11 protein-coding genes are annotated in these 17285 nt (G+C 62.6%); 5 read left to right on the top strand and 6 right to left on the bottom strand.

Annotated features, from left to right (window positions below; translation table 11 throughout):
- Nucleotides 1-17: 17 nt before the first annotated feature.
- Nucleotides 18-1373, bottom strand: a complete 1356-nt coding sequence (gene rlmD / locus NAV32_RS14380) for a 23S rRNA (uracil(1939)-C(5))-methyltransferase RlmD (RefSeq protein ID WP_256053481.1) — start codon at nucleotides 1371-1373, stop codon at nucleotides 18-20.
- Between the two features lie 46 nt (nucleotides 1374-1419).
- Nucleotides 1420-2322 carry a cysteine synthase CysM gene (cysM, locus tag NAV32_RS14375; protein ID WP_256053480.1) on the bottom strand — a complete coding sequence of 301 codons (903 nt, stop codon included), beginning with the start codon at nucleotides 2320-2322 and terminating at the stop codon, nucleotides 1420-1422.
- Nucleotides 2323-2496: 174 nt separating this feature from the next.
- On the opposite strand from cysM, the gene NAV32_RS14370 reads away from it, so the two are divergent.
- Nucleotides 2497-4293: a gamma-glutamyltransferase family protein gene (locus NAV32_RS14370; protein ID WP_256053479.1), complete on the top strand. Its 1797-nt coding sequence runs from the start codon at nucleotides 2497-2499 to the stop codon at nucleotides 4291-4293.
- Nucleotides 4294-4344: 51 nt separating this feature from the next.
- Here NAV32_RS14370 and NAV32_RS14365 read toward each other — a convergent pair whose 3' ends face one another.
- Nucleotides 4345-7098: an ATP-binding protein gene (locus NAV32_RS14365; RefSeq protein ID WP_256053478.1), complete on the bottom strand. Its 2754-nt coding sequence runs from the start codon at nucleotides 7096-7098 to the stop codon at nucleotides 4345-4347.
- A gap of 99 nt (nucleotides 7099-7197) precedes the next feature.
- Nucleotides 7198-7824 carry a trimeric intracellular cation channel family protein gene (locus NAV32_RS14360; RefSeq protein WP_256053477.1) on the bottom strand — a complete coding sequence of 209 codons (627 nt, stop codon included), beginning with the start codon at nucleotides 7822-7824 and terminating at the stop codon, nucleotides 7198-7200.
- A 120-nt stretch (nucleotides 7825-7944) separates the two neighbouring features.
- Here NAV32_RS14360 and NAV32_RS14355 point away from each other — a divergent pair, with 120 nt between their 5' ends.
- Complete coding sequence (locus NAV32_RS14355; RefSeq protein WP_256053476.1) at nucleotides 7945-8865, top strand: HTH-type transcriptional regulator ArgP; 921 nt, start codon at nucleotides 7945-7947, stop codon at nucleotides 8863-8865.
- Between the two features lie 49 nt (nucleotides 8866-8914).
- The gene (locus NAV32_RS14350; protein WP_256053475.1) at nucleotides 8915-9628 is read left to right on the top strand and encodes a 4'-phosphopantetheinyl transferase family protein; all 714 of its coding nucleotides are present in this window, start codon (nucleotides 8915-8917) and stop codon (nucleotides 9626-9628) included.
- Between the two features lie 58 nt (nucleotides 9629-9686).
- Here NAV32_RS14350 and NAV32_RS14345 read toward each other — a convergent pair whose 3' ends face one another.
- Nucleotides 9687-11288 carry an ATP-binding protein gene (locus tag NAV32_RS14345; protein ID WP_256053474.1) on the bottom strand — a complete coding sequence of 534 codons (1602 nt, stop codon included), beginning with the start codon at nucleotides 11286-11288 and terminating at the stop codon, nucleotides 9687-9689.
- Nucleotides 11285-12004: a response regulator gene (locus NAV32_RS14340; RefSeq protein WP_256053510.1), complete on the bottom strand. Its 720-nt coding sequence runs from the start codon at nucleotides 12002-12004 to the stop codon at nucleotides 11285-11287. Before NAV32_RS14340 ends, NAV32_RS14345 begins: the two co-directional genes overlap by 4 nt.
- 713 nt (nucleotides 12005-12717) lie before the next feature.
- On the opposite strand from NAV32_RS14340, the gene NAV32_RS14335 reads away from it, so the two are divergent.
- On the top strand, nucleotides 12718-15612 hold the full coding sequence (locus NAV32_RS14335) for a ribonucleoside-diphosphate reductase subunit alpha (RefSeq protein ID WP_256053473.1): 2895 nt from the start codon (nucleotides 12718-12720) through the stop codon (nucleotides 15610-15612).
- A 345-nt stretch (nucleotides 15613-15957) separates the two neighbouring features.
- Nucleotides 15958-17205 carry a ribonucleotide-diphosphate reductase subunit beta gene (locus NAV32_RS14330; RefSeq protein WP_256053472.1) on the top strand — a complete coding sequence of 416 codons (1248 nt, stop codon included), beginning with the start codon at nucleotides 15958-15960 and terminating at the stop codon, nucleotides 17203-17205.
- Nucleotides 17206-17285 lie beyond the last annotated feature (80 nt).

Raw genomic sequence — 17285 nt, 5'->3', positions numbered from 1 at the left:
CCCGCCGAAAATACCCGCTACACGGGTCGCACGAAAAGCGCCATCGCCTCTACATGCGCTGTTTGCGGAAACATGTCCAGCACACCGGCCCGTTCGAGCTGATAACCCTGACGGACCAGCTCGGCTGCATCACGCGACAACGTCGCAGGGTTGCACGAAACATAAACCACGCGCCGTGCGCCTAAAGTAGACATCTGCCTGACCAGCTCCAAGGCACCGTCACGTGGCGGGTCCAGCAGCACTGCAGCAAAGCCGCCATTCGACCATTCTGCCTCGAGCAGCGGCTTCGACAGATCCGCCTGGTAAAAGTGCGCATTGGGCAGGCCGTTACGCACCGCATTGGTGCGGGCACGTTCGACCATTTCCCCCACCCCTTCGACCGCCACCACTTCCGCGCCGTTGCGTGCCAGCGGCAAAGCAAAATTGCCCAGACCACAAAACAGATCCAGCACCCGCTCCCCGGCTTCGGGCGCCAGCCAGTCCAGCGCCTGGGCGATCATCGCCTCGTTCACCGGGGCGTTGACCTGGACAAAATCACCGGGTCGCCAGTCCAGCTGCACATCCCATTCAGGCAGGTGATACCCCAGCGCAGAGTCCGGCTCAAGCGGCTGCGGCAGACCTTTACCCTGCAGCCAGAGCTGAACACCCTGCTCCCGCGCAAAGTCCGTCAAGCGTTGCAGATCCGCCGACGCCAGCGCCGCCGTGTGGCGAACCAGCACGGCATCGGCGAAGCCACTGAACAGCTCTACATGCCCCAGCACCTGGGGGTTTTCCAGAGCGCGCAGCGTCGCCAGCAAAGCGGGCAACAGCGCCTGCAAGGGTTGTACCAGTACAAGGCATTCACGGATGGAAACGATATCCTGGCTGACAGCGGCACGAAAACCTACGTCCAGCCGCTGCGAACCTGCATCCCAGCGCACCGCCAGCCGGGCTCGCCGGCGATAGCCGAACTCGGGACCACTCAGCGCGGGCGCCCAGGCCTTCGGCTCGATCCCGGCCTGGCGCGCGAGTTGATCTGCGAGGCTGCGCTGCTTGAGCGCCAGCTGATCACTGGCTGGCAAATGCTGCAGGTTGCAGCCGCCACAAGTTCGCGCATGGACACAGGGCTCGGCACGGCGCTGCGCGCTGGGGTTCAACACCCGCTCGCTACGCGCCTCGACCACCTTGCTGCGCGCCGCCAGCACACGCGCCTCGACCTCTTCACCGGGCAAGGCGCCCTCGACAAACCAGGTTCGTCCCTCGACAAAGGCAATGCCGCGCCCATCGTTGGACAGGCGTTCGACGTTCAGCCGCTGTTTTTTGCCCACCGGAATCTGCAGCTTTCTCTCGCCACCGCTGGGTTGGAAGCGTAAGCCGCCGCCGTGTCTGGCCATCAGTTGCTCCAGCCAATCAGGCTTACGTTACTCAAGACAGCGCTGCTCATTGGGGTTCGTCGTAGACGCCGGTCGACAGGTAACGGTCGCCCCGGTCGCAAATGATCGCGACGATCACCGCATTTTCAACTTCCTGCGAAAGGCGCAACGCCGCCGCCACCGCACCGCCCGAGGACACGCCGCAGAAGATACCTTCCTCGCGCGCGAGCCGACGCATCACCTGCTCGGCCTCGGCCTGGGACATGTCGACCACTCGATCAACCCGCTCGGCCTGATAGATCTTCGGCAGGTATTCCTGCGGCCAACGACGGATGCCGGGAATCGCCGCGCCTTCCATGGGTTGCAGGCCGACGATCTGGATCGCCGGGTTCTGTTCCTTGAGGTAGCGCGAAACACCCATGATGGTGCCTGTGGTGCCCATGGAGCTGACAAAATGAGTGATGCTGCCGCCGGTCTGCTGCCAGATTTCCGGGCCGGTGCTGCTGTAGTGCGCCTCGGGATTGTCGCCATTGGCAAACTGGTCGAGCACCTTGCCACGGCCTTCGGCCTGCATCTTCAGCGCCAGGTCGCGGGCACCTTCCATGCCCTCTTCCTTGCTCACCAGAATCAGCTCGGCGCCATAGGCGGTCATCGCCGCCTTGCGCTCGGCACTGGAGTTGTCCGGCATGATCAGGATGAATTTGTAACCCTTGATCGCCGCCGCCATGGCCAGGGCAATGCCGGTATTGCCGGAGGTCGCCTCGATCAGGGTATCGCCGGGCCTGATGTCGCCCCGTGCTTCGGCGCGGGCAATCATCGACAGCGCCGGACGGTCCTTCACCGAACCGGCCGGGTTGTTGCCTTCGAGCTTGACCAGCAGCGTGTTGCTGGTTTCACCGGGCAGGCGCTGCAGGCGCACCAGCGGTGTGTTGCCGACGCAATCGGCAATGGTCGCGTACTGAATAGTCATGGCGTGGTAGAACCGCACGGCGTGAAAAGGCGCACATGATACCGGCAACGACCGCCAACGGGCATTGCTTTGAGGCGGGAGAGCGCTCGACGGCACCCGCCGGCCGGGAAGGATCACACCGGCGGCTTTTCTGTAAGCTGTCGAGCCGACCTTATCGCCAATGGGTGAATCGCCATGTTCAACGCACGCATCGCACTTCTTTCAGGCCTGCTGCTGATCGGTGCGAGCGCCTGCCATGTTCCGCGGCATTCCCCTGAAACGGCCAGGATTGCCCCTGAAGCCGCCAGCGGCTTCACCCACAAGCCCGGTTGGGCCGTCGAACGTTTCGCAGTGGCCGCCGCCAACCCGCTGGCCACCGAAGCGGGCTACGAGATCCTCAAGGCCGGTGGCAGCGCACTGGATGCCGCCATCGCTGTGCAGATGGTGCTGACCCTGGTCGAGCCGCAATCGAGCGGCATTGGCGGCGGTGCCTACCTGCTGCACTGGGATGGCGAACGGGTCGCCGCCTTCGATGGCCGTGAAACGGCACCGGCAGGCGTGGATGAAAATCTCTTCATCAGTGCCGATGGCACGCCGATGGGCTTTCTCCAGGCTGTGGCGGGTGGCCGCTCGGTGGGGGTTCCCGGCGTTCTGAAGATGCTCGAACTGGCCCACGGGGAGCATGGCAGGCTGCCTTGGAAAGACCTGTTCCAGAGCGCCATAGACCTCGCTGAAAACGGCTTCGAAATCAGTCCGCGCCTGCACGCCCTGCTCGCACGCGACCCGGCACTGCGCAACACCCCGCAGGCTGCCAGCTTCTATTACCAGACGGATGGCTCACCATTGCCGGTCGGTCACCGCCTGCGCAATCCCGCTCTCGCCGCGCTACTTCGAGAGATTGCCGAACAGGGCAGCGCAGCTTTCTACAGTGGGCGCAGCGCCAAAGCGCTGATTGCTCAAGTGAGGCAGCACCCAGACAACCCGGGATACCTGACACTTGCCGACCTGAACGACTACACGCCCCGTCAACTCGACGCCATCTGCACCCTCTGGCAGCAGCGTTACCGGGTCTGCGGTTTCCCGCCGCCTTCCTCGGGGCACATCACCCAAATGCAGATTCTGGGGATGCTGGAGCAGCTGTCACCGCTCCCGGCGCTTGAGCATGGCGTGCCTTCCGCAGACTTTCTGCATCGCTACACCGAAGCGGCACGGCTGGCCTACGCCGACCGTGCGCACTATCTGGCCGACCCGGATTTCGTGCCAGCCCCCGGCGGCAACTGGAGCAGCCTGCTCGCACCCGGCTATCTGAAACAACGCGCCGCACTGATCGGCGAACGCAGCATGGGCACCGCCAAAGCCGGCAAACCGGGATCAATGCCCATCGCGTTCGCCGCGCAACCCGAGCAGCCCGAGTACGGCACCAGCCACATCAGCATCGTCGACGCACAGGGCAACGCTTTGGCGATGACCGCCAGCATCGAGCAGGCCTTCGGTTCGCGCCTGCTCAACGACGGCGGCACCGGCCTGCCCGGCGGCTACCTGCTGAACAACGAGCTCACCGATTTTTCCTTTATGCCGCGTGATGCCAAAGGTCGGCCCATCGCCAACCGCGTCGAAGCGAACAAACGCCCGCGTTCGAGCATGAACCCCACGCTAGTTTTCGCTACCGAAGATAATCGGCTACTGGCCAGCGTCGGCTCACCGGGTGGTTCGGCGATCATCCACTTCACCGCAAAAACCCTGCTGGGCCTGTATGGCTGGGGGCTGGATGCACAACAGGCAATCGATCTGCCGAACTTTGGCAGCTTCAACGGGCCGACGGTGCTGGAGGCCGGACGCTTTCCGGCAAGCACCGTCAAAGCGCTTGATGCGCGCGGCCACAAGGTTACCGAAACGGCATTGACCAGCGGCCTGCAAGCCATCCAGCGCACTGCCAGCGGCTGGTTTGGCGGCGCCGACCCACGCCGCGAAGGCGTGGTGATGGGTGAATGATCACCAGCCTATCCAGCCCAAAGACACAGCGTTCGACATCCGCCGGTTCGTTCAGCTAACCAGGGCTTCGCGCTGCAGGCGTTCGATGGCCGTATCCAGCTCATCCAGCGCATGGGCGGCGTTGGGGTGATTCTGCTTGAGCAGGGTTTCACTGCGTTCACAGGCCGCGCGCAACTGCGGAACACCGCAGTAACGCGTAGCGCCATGCAGCCGATGCACTCGATCGATCAGTGCCTGGCGATCAGCCGCCAGCCGCGCCTCACGGATGGACAGCCGATCGGCATCCAGCGAAGCCAGCAGCATGCTGATCATTTCTGCCGCCAGATCTGGCTTGCCCGCCGCCAGACGCAAGCCTTCCTCGGCATCCAGCACCTTGAGGTTGTTTTCAGGTGGCGCAGGCTCGACAGGCGCGACACCGGTGCTGCGCGGCAACGGCAGGCCGGTCCACTTCAGCACCACCTGCGCCAGCTGGCGTTCGCTGATCGGCTTGGTCAGGTAATCATCCAGACCGCTCTGCAAGAGTGAACGCTTCTCGCTGGACAGCGCGTGGGCCGTCAGCGCGACGATCGGCAAAGGTGCCTGACCGCTGTCGGCCTCCCACTGCCGGATCGCTTCAGTGGTCTGCCGACCATCCATGCCGGGCATCTGCATGTCCATAAAGACCATATCGAAGGTGTTGCACCTGACAGCCTCAAGCGCCTCCTGCCCACTGCTCACTGCCTTGACCTCACCGCCCATGTGGATCAGCAGGGTTTCCAGCAGCAGCAGGTTGGCGGGGTTGTCGTCAACGCAGAGAACCCGCGGCGGACGGCTTGTGCTGATGACCACGGGCTCGACACGCCCCTGCTGCGGGTGCAGCAGATCGAGCAGTATTCGCTGCAGTTTGCGCGTGCAGGCGGGCTTGCCTTGCAGCTGGGCATGGGTGTGTGATTCGGGCAGTGCCTGGTGAAATTGCGCCTGCTCACTGGTTGGACAGAGCACGATGCACTTGCAGCCAAACCCCTCGAACGTCCACAAACGCTGACGCAGCTGTTCTGGCGCAATCTCGCGGCTGCTCACACCAAGCACGGCAGCCTCTATCGGCTGTTCACCTGTCCGTTGCGCGGCGACCGCTTCCTGCAACAGATCCAGGCTGTCGAACGGCAGCACCTGCAGGCCACAGCTTTCGAGTTGGTGGCGTAGCGCCTCGCGGGCCAGCGGATGCTGTTCGAACAACGCGACCCGACGCCCAAGCAGCCCCGGTCGCGGCAGATCCTCAATATCGTCATGGGCCCTTGGCAAGCTCAGGCTGATCCAGAACTCCGAGCCTTCATCGGGAATGCTGTCGACCCCGATTTCACCTCCCATCTGCTCCACCAGGCGCTTGGAAATCACCAGGCCCAGGCCAGTTCCGCCCGGCTGGCGCGACAGCGAATTGTCCGCCTGACTGAACGCCTGGAACAGTGCGCGCAGGTCCTGATCGGTCAGGCCGATGCCGGTGTCCTGCACGCTGATGCGCAACTGGGCGCGATCCGCGCGCTCATCCTCGACCATGGCGCGCAGGACGATGGTGCCTTCATTGGTGAACTTGATGGCGTTGCTGACCAGGTTGGTCAGTATCTGCTTGAGGCGCTGCGGATCGCCTACCAGCGACAGCGGTGTGTCGCGATACACCAGACTGATCAGCTCCAGTTGCTTGGCGTGCGCCGCCGGTCCGAGGATGGTCAGGGTCTCCTCGATAATGTCGCGCAGGTTGAAGGGCACGTTTTCCAGTATCAGCTTGCCGGCTTCGATCTTGGAGAAGTCGAGTATCTCGTTGATGATGCCCAGCAGACTGTCGGCGGACTGCTCGATGGTCGCCAGATAGTCCTGCTGACGCGGTGTCAGGTCGCTTTTCTGCAACAGGTGGGTGAAGCCGAGTATTCCATTGAGCGGCGTGCGTATTTCGTGGCTCATGTTGGCGAGAAACTCGGATTTGATCCGGCTCGCCTCCAGGGCTTCCTTGCGCGCCAGGTCCAGCTCGATGTTCTGGATTTCGATGGTTTCCAGGTTCTGCCGCACGTCTTCGGTGGCCTGATCGATGCTCTGTTGCAGTTCCTCGCGGGCGCTGAGCAGGGACTCGGCCATGCGGTTGATCCCGGCGGCCAGCTCATCCATCTCGTGGCTGCCCAACGCCGGCAGGCGGGTTTCAAGATGGCCGTCCCGGAGCTGCGCCACGGCTGCCTTAACCTTGTGCAGCGGCTTGCTGATAGCGTTGCTCATGCGCAACGCCAGCAAGGCGGTAATGATCAGCCCGGCGCCAATCAGCAACAGGCTGGTGAACATGCTGCGGTAGCCACGCAACAGCGTGCCCTGATGCGACAACTCCAGTTCCAGCCAGCCAATCTGACGCTGATCGTTGTTCGAGGTATCTCCGGCCAGGTTCAGATGCTTACCCAGTATCGGCAGCAGAATGCGCGTGTTGTCGAGGCTGCTGACCTGGGTCAGTGCTTCCGGATCAGCCGGTGGCGAAGGCGTGACCATGTTCGGCCCGGCATGGGCCAGCAGGTTGCGCTCGATATCGAGCACCATTACCGCGCGTACATCCGGCTGATCGAGCACCTGATTGAGAATGCGCTGCAAACGCCGGCCATACCCCTGTGCCATGGCCGGTGCAGCCAATGGGGCCAGCTGCGCGGCAATCAGCTGGCCACGCTCATCGAGCTGGTGTCGCATCTCCGTCAGTTGCATCCAGGAGAAATAGGCCCCGAGCACCAGCGCCAGGGCGGTCCCCGGCAGTAATGTCAGCAGCACTACGCGACTCTTTATTCCCAAGTCTTTGAGCATGGATCCATTCCCATGATTGCCAGCTTGGCAGTGTAGCGAGTCAATGCACGGGAATCTGCCCTGTCAGACCCGACCCGGATCGACCGGAACCGGATGAAATCAGTCCAGACCGCGTATTTCCTTGCCATTGAAGTCCGGCAGCCTCCAGCCAAATTTCATGGCCAGCACCCGGAACAGGAAACCACAGCCCAAAGCCAGCAAGGTGGCGACCGAGCTGTTGACTTCAAGCCAGAGCATGCCCACGTAAAACACGCCGGTGAACAGCGCTACCGTGGCATAAAGCTCGCGTTGCAGCACCATCGGCACCTGATTGCAGAGGATGTCGCGCATCAGGCCACCGAATATCCCGGTAATCACGCCAGCCAGTACCACGATGGACGGGTGCGCATCCATTTCCATCGCCACCCCGCAGCCAATGACCGTAAAGGCCACCAGCCCCAGGCCATCGACCAGGAGAAACACCTGACGCAGGTGATGCATATGCCGCGCGATCATGGCGGTGACGATGGCCGCGCCGATGGTGAAGCTGAGGTATTCGGGGTTGGCGATCCAGCCCACCGGGTAGTGCCCCAGCAACACGTCACGCGCCGTGCCGCCGCCCAGTGCGGTAACGGTGCCCAGCAGGCAGATGCCGAACAGGTCCATGCCGCGCCGCATGCCCATGATGGCTCCGGACATGGCTTCAGCCGTGATTGCGATCAGATAGATGGTGTGCAGCAGGGTCACGGCAACTCCAGAACGGGCATGGGTTAAAGGCAGCGCGATTATGAGGCACACTGCAGCCAAATTGTCTTGGCTAAGCAAATTTAGGCAATGCCAACATTTACTTAATCGGAGCACCGCACCGTGAACCTGGACCCCAGACAGACCGAGGCCTTTCGCGCCGTCATCCAGACCGGCAGCTTCGAGCAGGCCGCCCTGCACCTGCACCTGACGCCACCTGCCATTTCACAGCGCGTGCGCGCACTGGAAAGCGCACTGGGCAACGCACTGGTGGTGCGCAGCCGTCCCTGTCGACCGACCGAGATCGGTCAGCGGCTGTTGCAATACCTCAAGCGTGCCACCCTGCTGGAAGCCGACCTGCTGGCCGATCTGGCCGAGCGCAGCGATGCACCGCTGGTGGTGGTCGCGGCGCTCAATGCCGACAGCCTCGGCACCTGGTTCTTCCCGGCCCTGGCCGAGGTGCTGATGCGCGAACGGGTGCTGCTCGACCTGAACGTCGAAGACCAGGACCACACCTACAGTCTGCTGGAAACGGGCCTGGCCATCGGCTGCATCAGCACCGAACCCAAGCCCATGCGGGGCTGCAGCGCAAGCCCGCTGGGCAGCATGCGCTACCGGCTGGTGGCCTCCAGCGATTTTCGCCAGCAGCACTTTGCCAACGGCCTGACCCGCAACGCGGCGCGCAAGGCCCCGGTGGTCGCCTACACCCGCAAGGACCGCCTCACCTCCTCCTTCCTGTTGCGCCAGCTGGGCTTGCCGGAAGGCGCCTACCCCTGCCATTACGTCCCCGGTACCGAGCCGCGCTTCAGTGCCATTCGCTACGGCCTGGGCTACGGCATGGTGCCGGAACTGTTGCTGCACGACACCCTTGCCCAGGGCGCCCTGGTCGATCTGGCCAGCGATGCGCCGCTGGATATCTCGCTGTACTGGCACACCTGGAAGGTGCAATCGCCGAGGATGGAAAACCTCTCGCGGCAGATTCTCGAAGCCGCACCGAAGATCCTCGCTCGCCCTGAAGCTGCCATGCCAGCTTCTAAAAAATGAGTTCCGGAGTTGCTGCGTCTTGTCGTTTCGATCAGGCACACTTGCGCCCATGAATCCTCAGCCGCCCTTTCCCGCCTGCTGCTCCCCCCTGCAGGATCACTGGCCCCTGCCACGTGCCCTTCCCGGCGTGCAATTGCTCAGCACCCGTTTCGATCCTGGCCTGCTGGATATCGAGGATTTCAGGCGCTGGGGCATTCCGGCTCCGGACGCGGTAAGCAAGCGCCAGACCGAGTTTCTCGCAGGACGTCTCTGCGCCTACGAAGCCCTGCGCAGAGCCACCGGCGTGCCTGGCGTTCCTGCCGTTGGCGAAGACCGCGCGCCCTGCTGGCCCATTGGCGTGGTCGGTTCCATTACCCACGGCGCCGGCTGGGCGGCGGCAGTAGCAGCACGCAGCGAATATTGGCGAGGGCTGGGGCTGGATGTGGAAAGGCAGTTACCGAGTGCACGGGCTGATCGTCTGGTCGGCGAAATCCTCACCCCTCGCGAGCAGGACGGTTACGCCGCGCTGGATGACACGCAACGGGCGCTGCTCGTGACCCTGACCTTCTCCATCAAGGAAAGCCTGTTCAAGGCGCTCTACCCATTGGTGAACAAGCGCTTCTATTTCCAGGATGCCGAGCTGATCCAGCACGACAGCAGCGGCCACACACGCCTGCGCCTGCTGAGTGATCTTTCGCAAGAGTGGAAAAGGGGCACCGAGCTGGAGGGTCAGTTCGTGCAGTTCGAGGGGTATCTGCTGAGTCTCGTCAGCATTCCGAGATAGGCCGTCGCTTCGCCAAGATCACGCCGTAAGGCCAAACGTGTTCGGCTGCCACCTCGACCTACTGGACAGCCTGCCTGCGTGGCCAGGCCAGGCTGAAGCAGGCGCCACCCAGTTCGCTGCGGCTGATCTGTGCCCGTCCGCCATGCCAGTAGGCAATCCGCCGCACGATGGACAACCCCAGGCCATGTCCACCGGACGTCCGCGTGCGGCTGTCGTCGAGACGCAGGAACGGGGTGAAGACCTTCTCCCAATCCGCCTCCGGCACCCCTGGCCCGTCATCATCGACGCTCAGCCGCGCCCGTTCGGCATCCAGCACGAAGCTCACCAGCACCCGCGTTTCGGCGTGTCGCATGGCGTTGCTCACCAGATTGATCAATGCCCGTCGCAGATAGTGCGGCTCGGCCTCGACCTGATTGTCATCACCGAGCGTCACGCAAGCGCCACGCTCGATATGGATATCCGCACGCAGCGGCGCCAGCTCGGCGATCACCTGATCGACCAGCGCCCCAAGGTCGATGCTGTGGAAGTTCAGCGTCGGCGAGCCGCGTTCAAGCCGGGTATAGACCAGCATTTCGTCCACCAGACGATCAAGATCGTCGATGTCGGCATCCATACCTTGCAGATACTTGTCGCGCGCCTGGGCGCTCTGAGCGTCGCCGGCCATTTCCAGACCAAAGCGCAGGCGCGCCACTGGCGTGCGCAACTCGTGGGCCACCGCGCTGACCATCTCACGCTGCACCGCCAGCAGGCGTTGCAGATGAACGGCCATGCCATTGAAAGCCGTTGCCAGCTGGCCCACCGAGTCTGTGCCGGCATCCGGCACACGGGTTTCCAGGTTGCCACGGGCGATACGCGTGGCGGCGCCCTCCACCTCGCGCAGGCGCCGCTCCAGTTGGCGCACCAGCAGATAGACCGTCAGCCCGATCAGCGTCAGCCCGAGGGCGCCGATCAACAGCAGCAGGTGCGGCGGATAAGGATTGAACTGATACAAAGGCCCCAGCGCCATGATCCACGACGTACCGGAAACCGCCGCGAAGACGCGAATCGCCTTGCCGCCCTGATCGAGCGCCATCACCGTATCGCCTTCGTCGAGGCGACGGCGCTGGTCGTCATCCAGGCTCGCGCTGTCCCGCGTGAGCAGTTCAAGCGCATAACCGAAGCCGTGCAACTGCTTGAGCCCGGCCAGCCGCAGCGGCTGTTCGTCTTCGGGAAAGCGGATCAGCTCATCGATCAACAGATAGATGGTTGCGCGGGCCAGTTGCTCGCTGACCTGCTCAACCTCGCCGGTCAGCACCAGCCGGTCGGTATCGCTGACCAGCGAAAAAACCGTCGTACTGTGAGGGCGCAGCTGTTCCACCAGCACCTGCCCTCGCAGCAACCGCGCCTCCAGCCGGCTCTCCAGGCTGACGTCACCCAGGGTCCGCACCCGCAACGGTACACCGAGCAAACGCCCCCAAAGATTCGCAGCCTGACGCCGCTCGATGGGCGTCATGCTCTGCATGTTGTGCGCCATCAAACGAAAGGTGCCGCTGGCCAGCGCTTCCCGATGGCGGTCGGCACGCACTTCGTTGAGCAACTGCAGGCCGCCGGCGCCCAGCAGGGCGACCAGCACCAGCACGGCAAGCATGCCGCCATAGATGCGCAGGAATATGGAGTTCACTGTAGCGCTTGCGCCGCTTCGGAAACGAACAGGTAGCCCTTGCCACGCACCGTCTTGATCAGCCGAGGGTGCTCGGGGTCATCACCGATGCGGGGGCGGATGCGCGAGATGCGCACATCGATGGAGCGATCCTGCCCGTCGTATTCGATACCGCGCAGTTCGGAAAAAATCTCCTCGCGGGACATGATCCGGCCCGGATTGGACGTGAGCAGCCAGAGCAGGTCGAATTCCGCCCCGGTCAGCTCGATGCCTTCGCCGCGAAGCCAGGCCTCGCGCAGGGCGCTGTCTACCACCAGCGGGCCATACTGCAGCCGCTTGCTGCTGGTGGCCGGCACCTCAAGATGTTCACGACGCCGCAACAGGGCGCGAATACGCGCCAGCAGCAGGCGGGGCCGCACCGGTTTGCAGACGTAATCGTCGGCGCCGGTTTCCAGACCCAGCACCTGATCGAGATCATCAGCGCGGGCGGTCAGCATCAGGATCGGCCCTTCATAGCGCGCCCGCACCTTGCGGCAGATACTCAACCCATCTTCGCCCGGCAGCATCAGATCAAGCACTACCAGATCGGGCCGCTCGTTGATGATGCGCTCAACCGCCCGGGTGCCATCGGCCTCGATTGATACCTGCAGGCCGTTGCCTTCGAGATATTCGCGGGTCAACTCAGCCAACCGCTGATCATCTTCGACAATCAGAATGTTCCACGATTCTTGCTCCACCATGCGCCCTCCCCCAGAAGCATCCGCGGCATTGTAGCCTCACGCTGCAACGGGAAAAGCGCCGCAACCGTCGCAGCAGACACTCCGCCCCCTCGCAACGCCTCGCCGGGTGCACCGTGCCGTTTTGACAAACCACTATATATAGTGGTTGGTGAAAAACCCCTCCTACCCTCAATGAAGCACTCTGAAGAGACATTCAGTTTGCTTGCCCGCCAAACCGCCTGGGGCACTGGCCGGCAGGTTTTCACCCACAAATCGCCCACATGTTATCCACAGCTTGTTCATTTTCATTGCCTTGCAAGGAGCGAAATCCGGCATTATCGTGTCGACTCCACGGCCCAAAACCCCACATGTTGGGCCAAACCAAAGACACAGACACAACGCAAGAAAAAGGCAAGCGAAATAATTTTACCGCCTTGTTTTTCAGACCAAGCCCCTTCAGACCAGTGCAAAACGGCTCTCGGAACGCAACCCTGACGCCATCAGGCTTGATTCTGCTCAATTCCACAGAGGGTGTATCCGAGGACCAGCGCACACTACATGTTGTGTTTTGAGGTTGTGCAGTTCACAACTCATGACTATCCTTCGGGACACGATTCGCCGGCCCAGGCTGGCACGAAATATCCCCTTTTGTTGTCCGCGCCGGCTCGCCGGCGTGCTTGTTGCTATACACACCTTACGTGCTACCGAGACAGAGAGAATCCGGAGACCCCATGCAGAACGAGTCCATTCGCGAGAACCCACAGGCAGCCGATAGCACACTGGATCTGGCTACCACCGCGCCGGGCCAGCTGCGCGTGATCAAGCGCAACGGCACTGTCGTCGCCTACACCGATGACAAGATCACCGTCGCCATCACCAAGGCCTTTCTCGCCGTGGAAGGCGGCAATGCCGCCGCCTCGTCGCGCATCCACGACACCGTCGCGCGCCTGACCGAGCAGGTCAGCGCCACCTTCAAGCGCCGCATGCCCTCCGGTGGCACCATCCACATCGAAGAAATCCAGGATCAGGTCGAACTGGCCCTGATGCGTGCCGGTGAGCAGAAGGTTGCCCGCGACTATGTGATTTACCGGGAATCACGCGCGCAAGAGCGCAAGCGCAGCGTGGCCGAAGCGCCAGTCGAAGCCCACCCGAGCATCCGCATCAAGCGTGCCGACGGCAGCCTGGCACCGTTGGATCTGGGCCGTCTGAACACCATCATCAGCGAAGCCTGCGAAGGCCTCGAAGAAGTCGATGGCGCACTGATTCAGAAAGAAACCCTGAAAAACCTCTACGACGGTGTCGAGCAGACCGACGTCAACACCGCCCTGGTGATGACCGCCCGCACCCTGGTCGAGCGTGAGCCGAACTACTCCTACGTCACCGCCCGCCTGCTGATGGACACCCTGCGCGCCGAAGCCCTGAGTTTCCTGGAAGTCGCCGAAGCCGCCACCCATCACGAAATGGCCGACCTCTACGCCAAGGCATTGCCCGCCTACGTGGAAAAAGGCGTGCAGTTCGAGCTGCTCGACCCGCGCCTGAAGGAATTCGACCTGGCCAAGCTGGGCGCCGCGATCAACCACGAGCAGGACCAGCAGTTCACCTACCTCGGCCTGCAGACGCTTTACGACCGCTACTTCATCCACAAGGACAACGTCCGCTTCGAGCTACCGCAGATTTTCTTCATGCGCGTCGCCATGGGCCTGGCCATCGAGGAAGAACAGCGCGAAGCCCGCGCCATCGAGTTCTACAACCTGTTGTCGTCGTTCGACTACATGGCCTCCACGCCGACCCTGTTCAACGCCGGCACCCTGCGCCCGCAGCTGTCCTCCTGCTACCTGACCACCGTGCCGGACGACCTGGGCGGCATCTACGACGCCATCCGCGATAACGCCCTGCTCTCCAAGTTCGCCGGCGGTCTGGGCAACGACTGGACCCCGGTGCGTGCACTGGGTGCCTACATCAAGGGCACCAACGGCAAATCCCAGGGCGTCGTGCCCTTCCTGAAAGTGGTGAACGACACCGCCGTCGCGGTCAACCAGGGCGGCAAGCGCAAGGGCGCGGTCTGCGCCTACCTGGAAACCTGGCACCTGGACATCGAGGAATTCCTCGAGCTGCGCAAGAACACCGGTGACGACCGTCGCCGTACCCACGACATGAACACCGCCAACTGGATTCCGGACCTGTTCATGAAGCGCGTCTTCGACGACGGCAAGTGGACCCTGTTCTCGCCCAGCGAAGTACCCGACCTGCACGACCTCACCGGCAAGGCCTTCGAAGAGCGCTACGAGTACTACGAAGCCCTGATCGAATACGGCAAGATCAAGAACTACAAGACACTGCAGGCCAAAGACCTGTGGCGCAAGATGCTCTCCATGCTGTTCGAAACCGGCCACCCGTGGCTGACCTTCAAGGACCCGTGCAACCTGCGCAGCCCGCAGCAGCACGTCGGCGTGGTGCACAGCTCCAACCTCTGCACCGAGATCACGCTGAACACCAACAAGGATGAGATCGCCGTCTGCAACCTGGGCTCGATCAACCTGCCGCGCCACATCGTCGACGGCAAGCTGGACACCGCCAAGCTGGAGCGCACCGTGCGTACCGCCGTGCGGATGCTCGATAACGTCATCGACATCAACTACTACTCGGTGCCGCAGGCGCGCAACTCCAACCTCAAGCACCGCCCGGTGGGCCTGGGCATCATGGGCTTCCAGGACGCGCTGTACCTGCAGCACATCCCGTACGGCTCCGATGCCGCCATCGACTTCGCCGACAAGTCCATGGAAGCGGTCAGCTACTTCGCCATCCAGGCGTCCTGCGACCTGGCCGACGAACGCGGCGCCTACGAAACCTTCCAGGGTTCGTTGTGGAGCCAGGGCGTGCTGCCGCTGGATTCGCAGCAGATCCTCATCGAAGCACGTGGCCAGAAGTACATCGACGTCGACCTGACCGAGTCCCTGGACTGGGCCCCGGTGCGTGCCCGTGTCAAGAATGGCATCCGTAACTCGAACATCATGGCCATCGCGCCGACCGCAACCATCGCCAACATCACCGGCGTGTCGCAGTCCATCGAGCCGACTTACCAGAACCTGTACGTGAAATCGAACCTCTCGGGCGAGTTCACCGTGATCAACCCCTACCTGGTTCGCGACCTCAAGGCGCGTGGCCTGTGGGATGCGGTCATGATCAACGACCTCAAGTACTACGACGGTTCTGTACAGCAGATCGAGCGCATCCCGCAGGAGTTGAAAGACCTCTACGCCACCGCCTTCGAAGTGGAAACCAAGTGGATCGTCGACGCCGCCAGCCGCCGCCAGAAGTGGATCGATCAGGCCCAGTCGCTGAACCTCTACATCGCCGGCGCCAGCGGCAAGAAGCTCGACGTGACCTACCGCATGGCCTGGTACCGTGGCCTGAAAACCACCTACTACCTCCGTGCCCTGGCCGCGACCAGCACCGAGAAGTCCACCGTCAACACCGGCAAGCTCAACGCCGTGTCCAACGGCAATGGCGACGGCTTCAGCGGCGCCCCGGCGAAAGCGGCTCTGGCTCCTGAGATGTCTGCCGGCCCGGCACCAGTGCCCAAGGCTTGTGCCATCGACGAACCCGACTGCGAAGCCTGCCAATAAGTAGTAGTTAGCTGGCGCACGAAGCGGAGCGGACTGCGCGTTGTTGTCCACCAAGCCGGCCCCCATCACGTACATGCGTACGCTCAGGGGCTCCGGCCTGGCAGACGCCTAGCGCTGCCTCGCTCCGCTTCGCGCTCGCTCCGAGCTGACTTTGTAAAAGCGGGTCGTAAAAGCGGGTTCGCTCGCGTACAGATTCCGTAGGGTGGATGCCGCCTTTTGCATCCACCGATGGGCACCACCCCGCTGCCCACAGACACAACAGATTCCGCGCTTTTGCGTGCACAACCAAAAGCCACCCAAACATTTTTGACCGGCCGCGCCGGTCCCCAATCAGGAGAAACCGCCATGCTGAGCTGGGACGAATTCGACGAAGAAGAAACCACCACCGCCGCGCCGGCTGCTGCCGCTGCGCAGCCAGCGCCACAGAACACCGCCAAGCTGGACAACCAAGCTGCCGGCTCCGTCGAGGAGTCCCGCGCCGTTTCCGCCAACGACTCCGCCGCCGTCGCCCGCGCCAAGCAGGCGCTGGACGATCTCGACATCCAGGAAGGCCTCGCCGAACTGGAAGGCGAATCCGCCCGCGTTCAGGTCGGCGACAAACAAATGATCAACGCCCGTGCCGACCTCAACCAACTCGTCCCCTTCAAGTACGACTGGGCCTGGCAGAAATACCTCGACGGCTGCGCCAACCACTGGATGCCGCAAGAGGTCAACATGACCACCGACATCGCCCTGTGGAAGAGCCCGGACGGTCTCTCAGAGGACGAGCGCCGCATCGTCAAGCGCAACCTCGGCTTCTTCTCCACTGCCGACAGCCTGGTCGCCAATAACCTGGTGCTTGCCGTGTACCGCCTGATCACCAACCCCGAATGTCGCCAATACATCCTGCGCCAGGCCTTCGAAGAGGCGATCCACACCCACGCCTACCAGTACTGCATCGAATCGCTGGGCATGGATGAAGGCGAGATCTTCAACATGTACCACGAGATCCCTTCGGTCGCGAAGAAAGCCTCCTGGGGCCTCAAGTACACCCGCTCGATCTCCGACCCGACCTTCAACACCGGCACCGTCGAGACCGACAAGGAATTCCTGCGCAACCTGATCGCCTACTACTGCGTGCTGGAAGGCATCTTCTTCTACTGCGGCTTCACCCAGATCCTCTCCATGGGCCGCCGCAACAAGATGACCGGCACCGCCGAGCAGTTCCAATACATCCTGCGCGACGAATCCATGCACCTGAACTTCGGCATCGACGTGATCAACCAGATCAAGATCGAAAACCCGCACCTGTGGGATGCCGCCATGAAGGACGAAGCGACCCAGATGATCCTCCAGGGCACCCAACTGGAAATCGAATACGCCCGCGACACCATGCCCCGTGGCGTGCTCGGCATGAACGCCGCCATGATGGAGGACTACCTCAAGTTCATCGCCAACCGCCGCCTGACGCAGATTGGTCTGAAGGAAGAGTATCCGGGTACGACCAACCCGTTCCCGTGGATGAGCGAAATCATGGACTTGAAGAAGGAGAAGAACTTCTTTGAGACGCGGGTTATTGAGTATCAGACTGGTGGGGCGTTAAGCTGGGATTGATAGCTCTTTGATATCACTGTAGATTGACCCTACACCTGCCATGGATGTTGGGGTTGAGCTTTATAAAAAGCCCCTCCTAG

Source organism: Stutzerimonas stutzeri (assembly GCF_024448695.1).
GTDB classification, from domain to species: domain Bacteria; phylum Pseudomonadota; class Gammaproteobacteria; order Pseudomonadales; family Pseudomonadaceae; genus Stutzerimonas; species Stutzerimonas stutzeri_T.
This window is presented reverse-complemented; position numbering and strand designations above follow the sequence as displayed.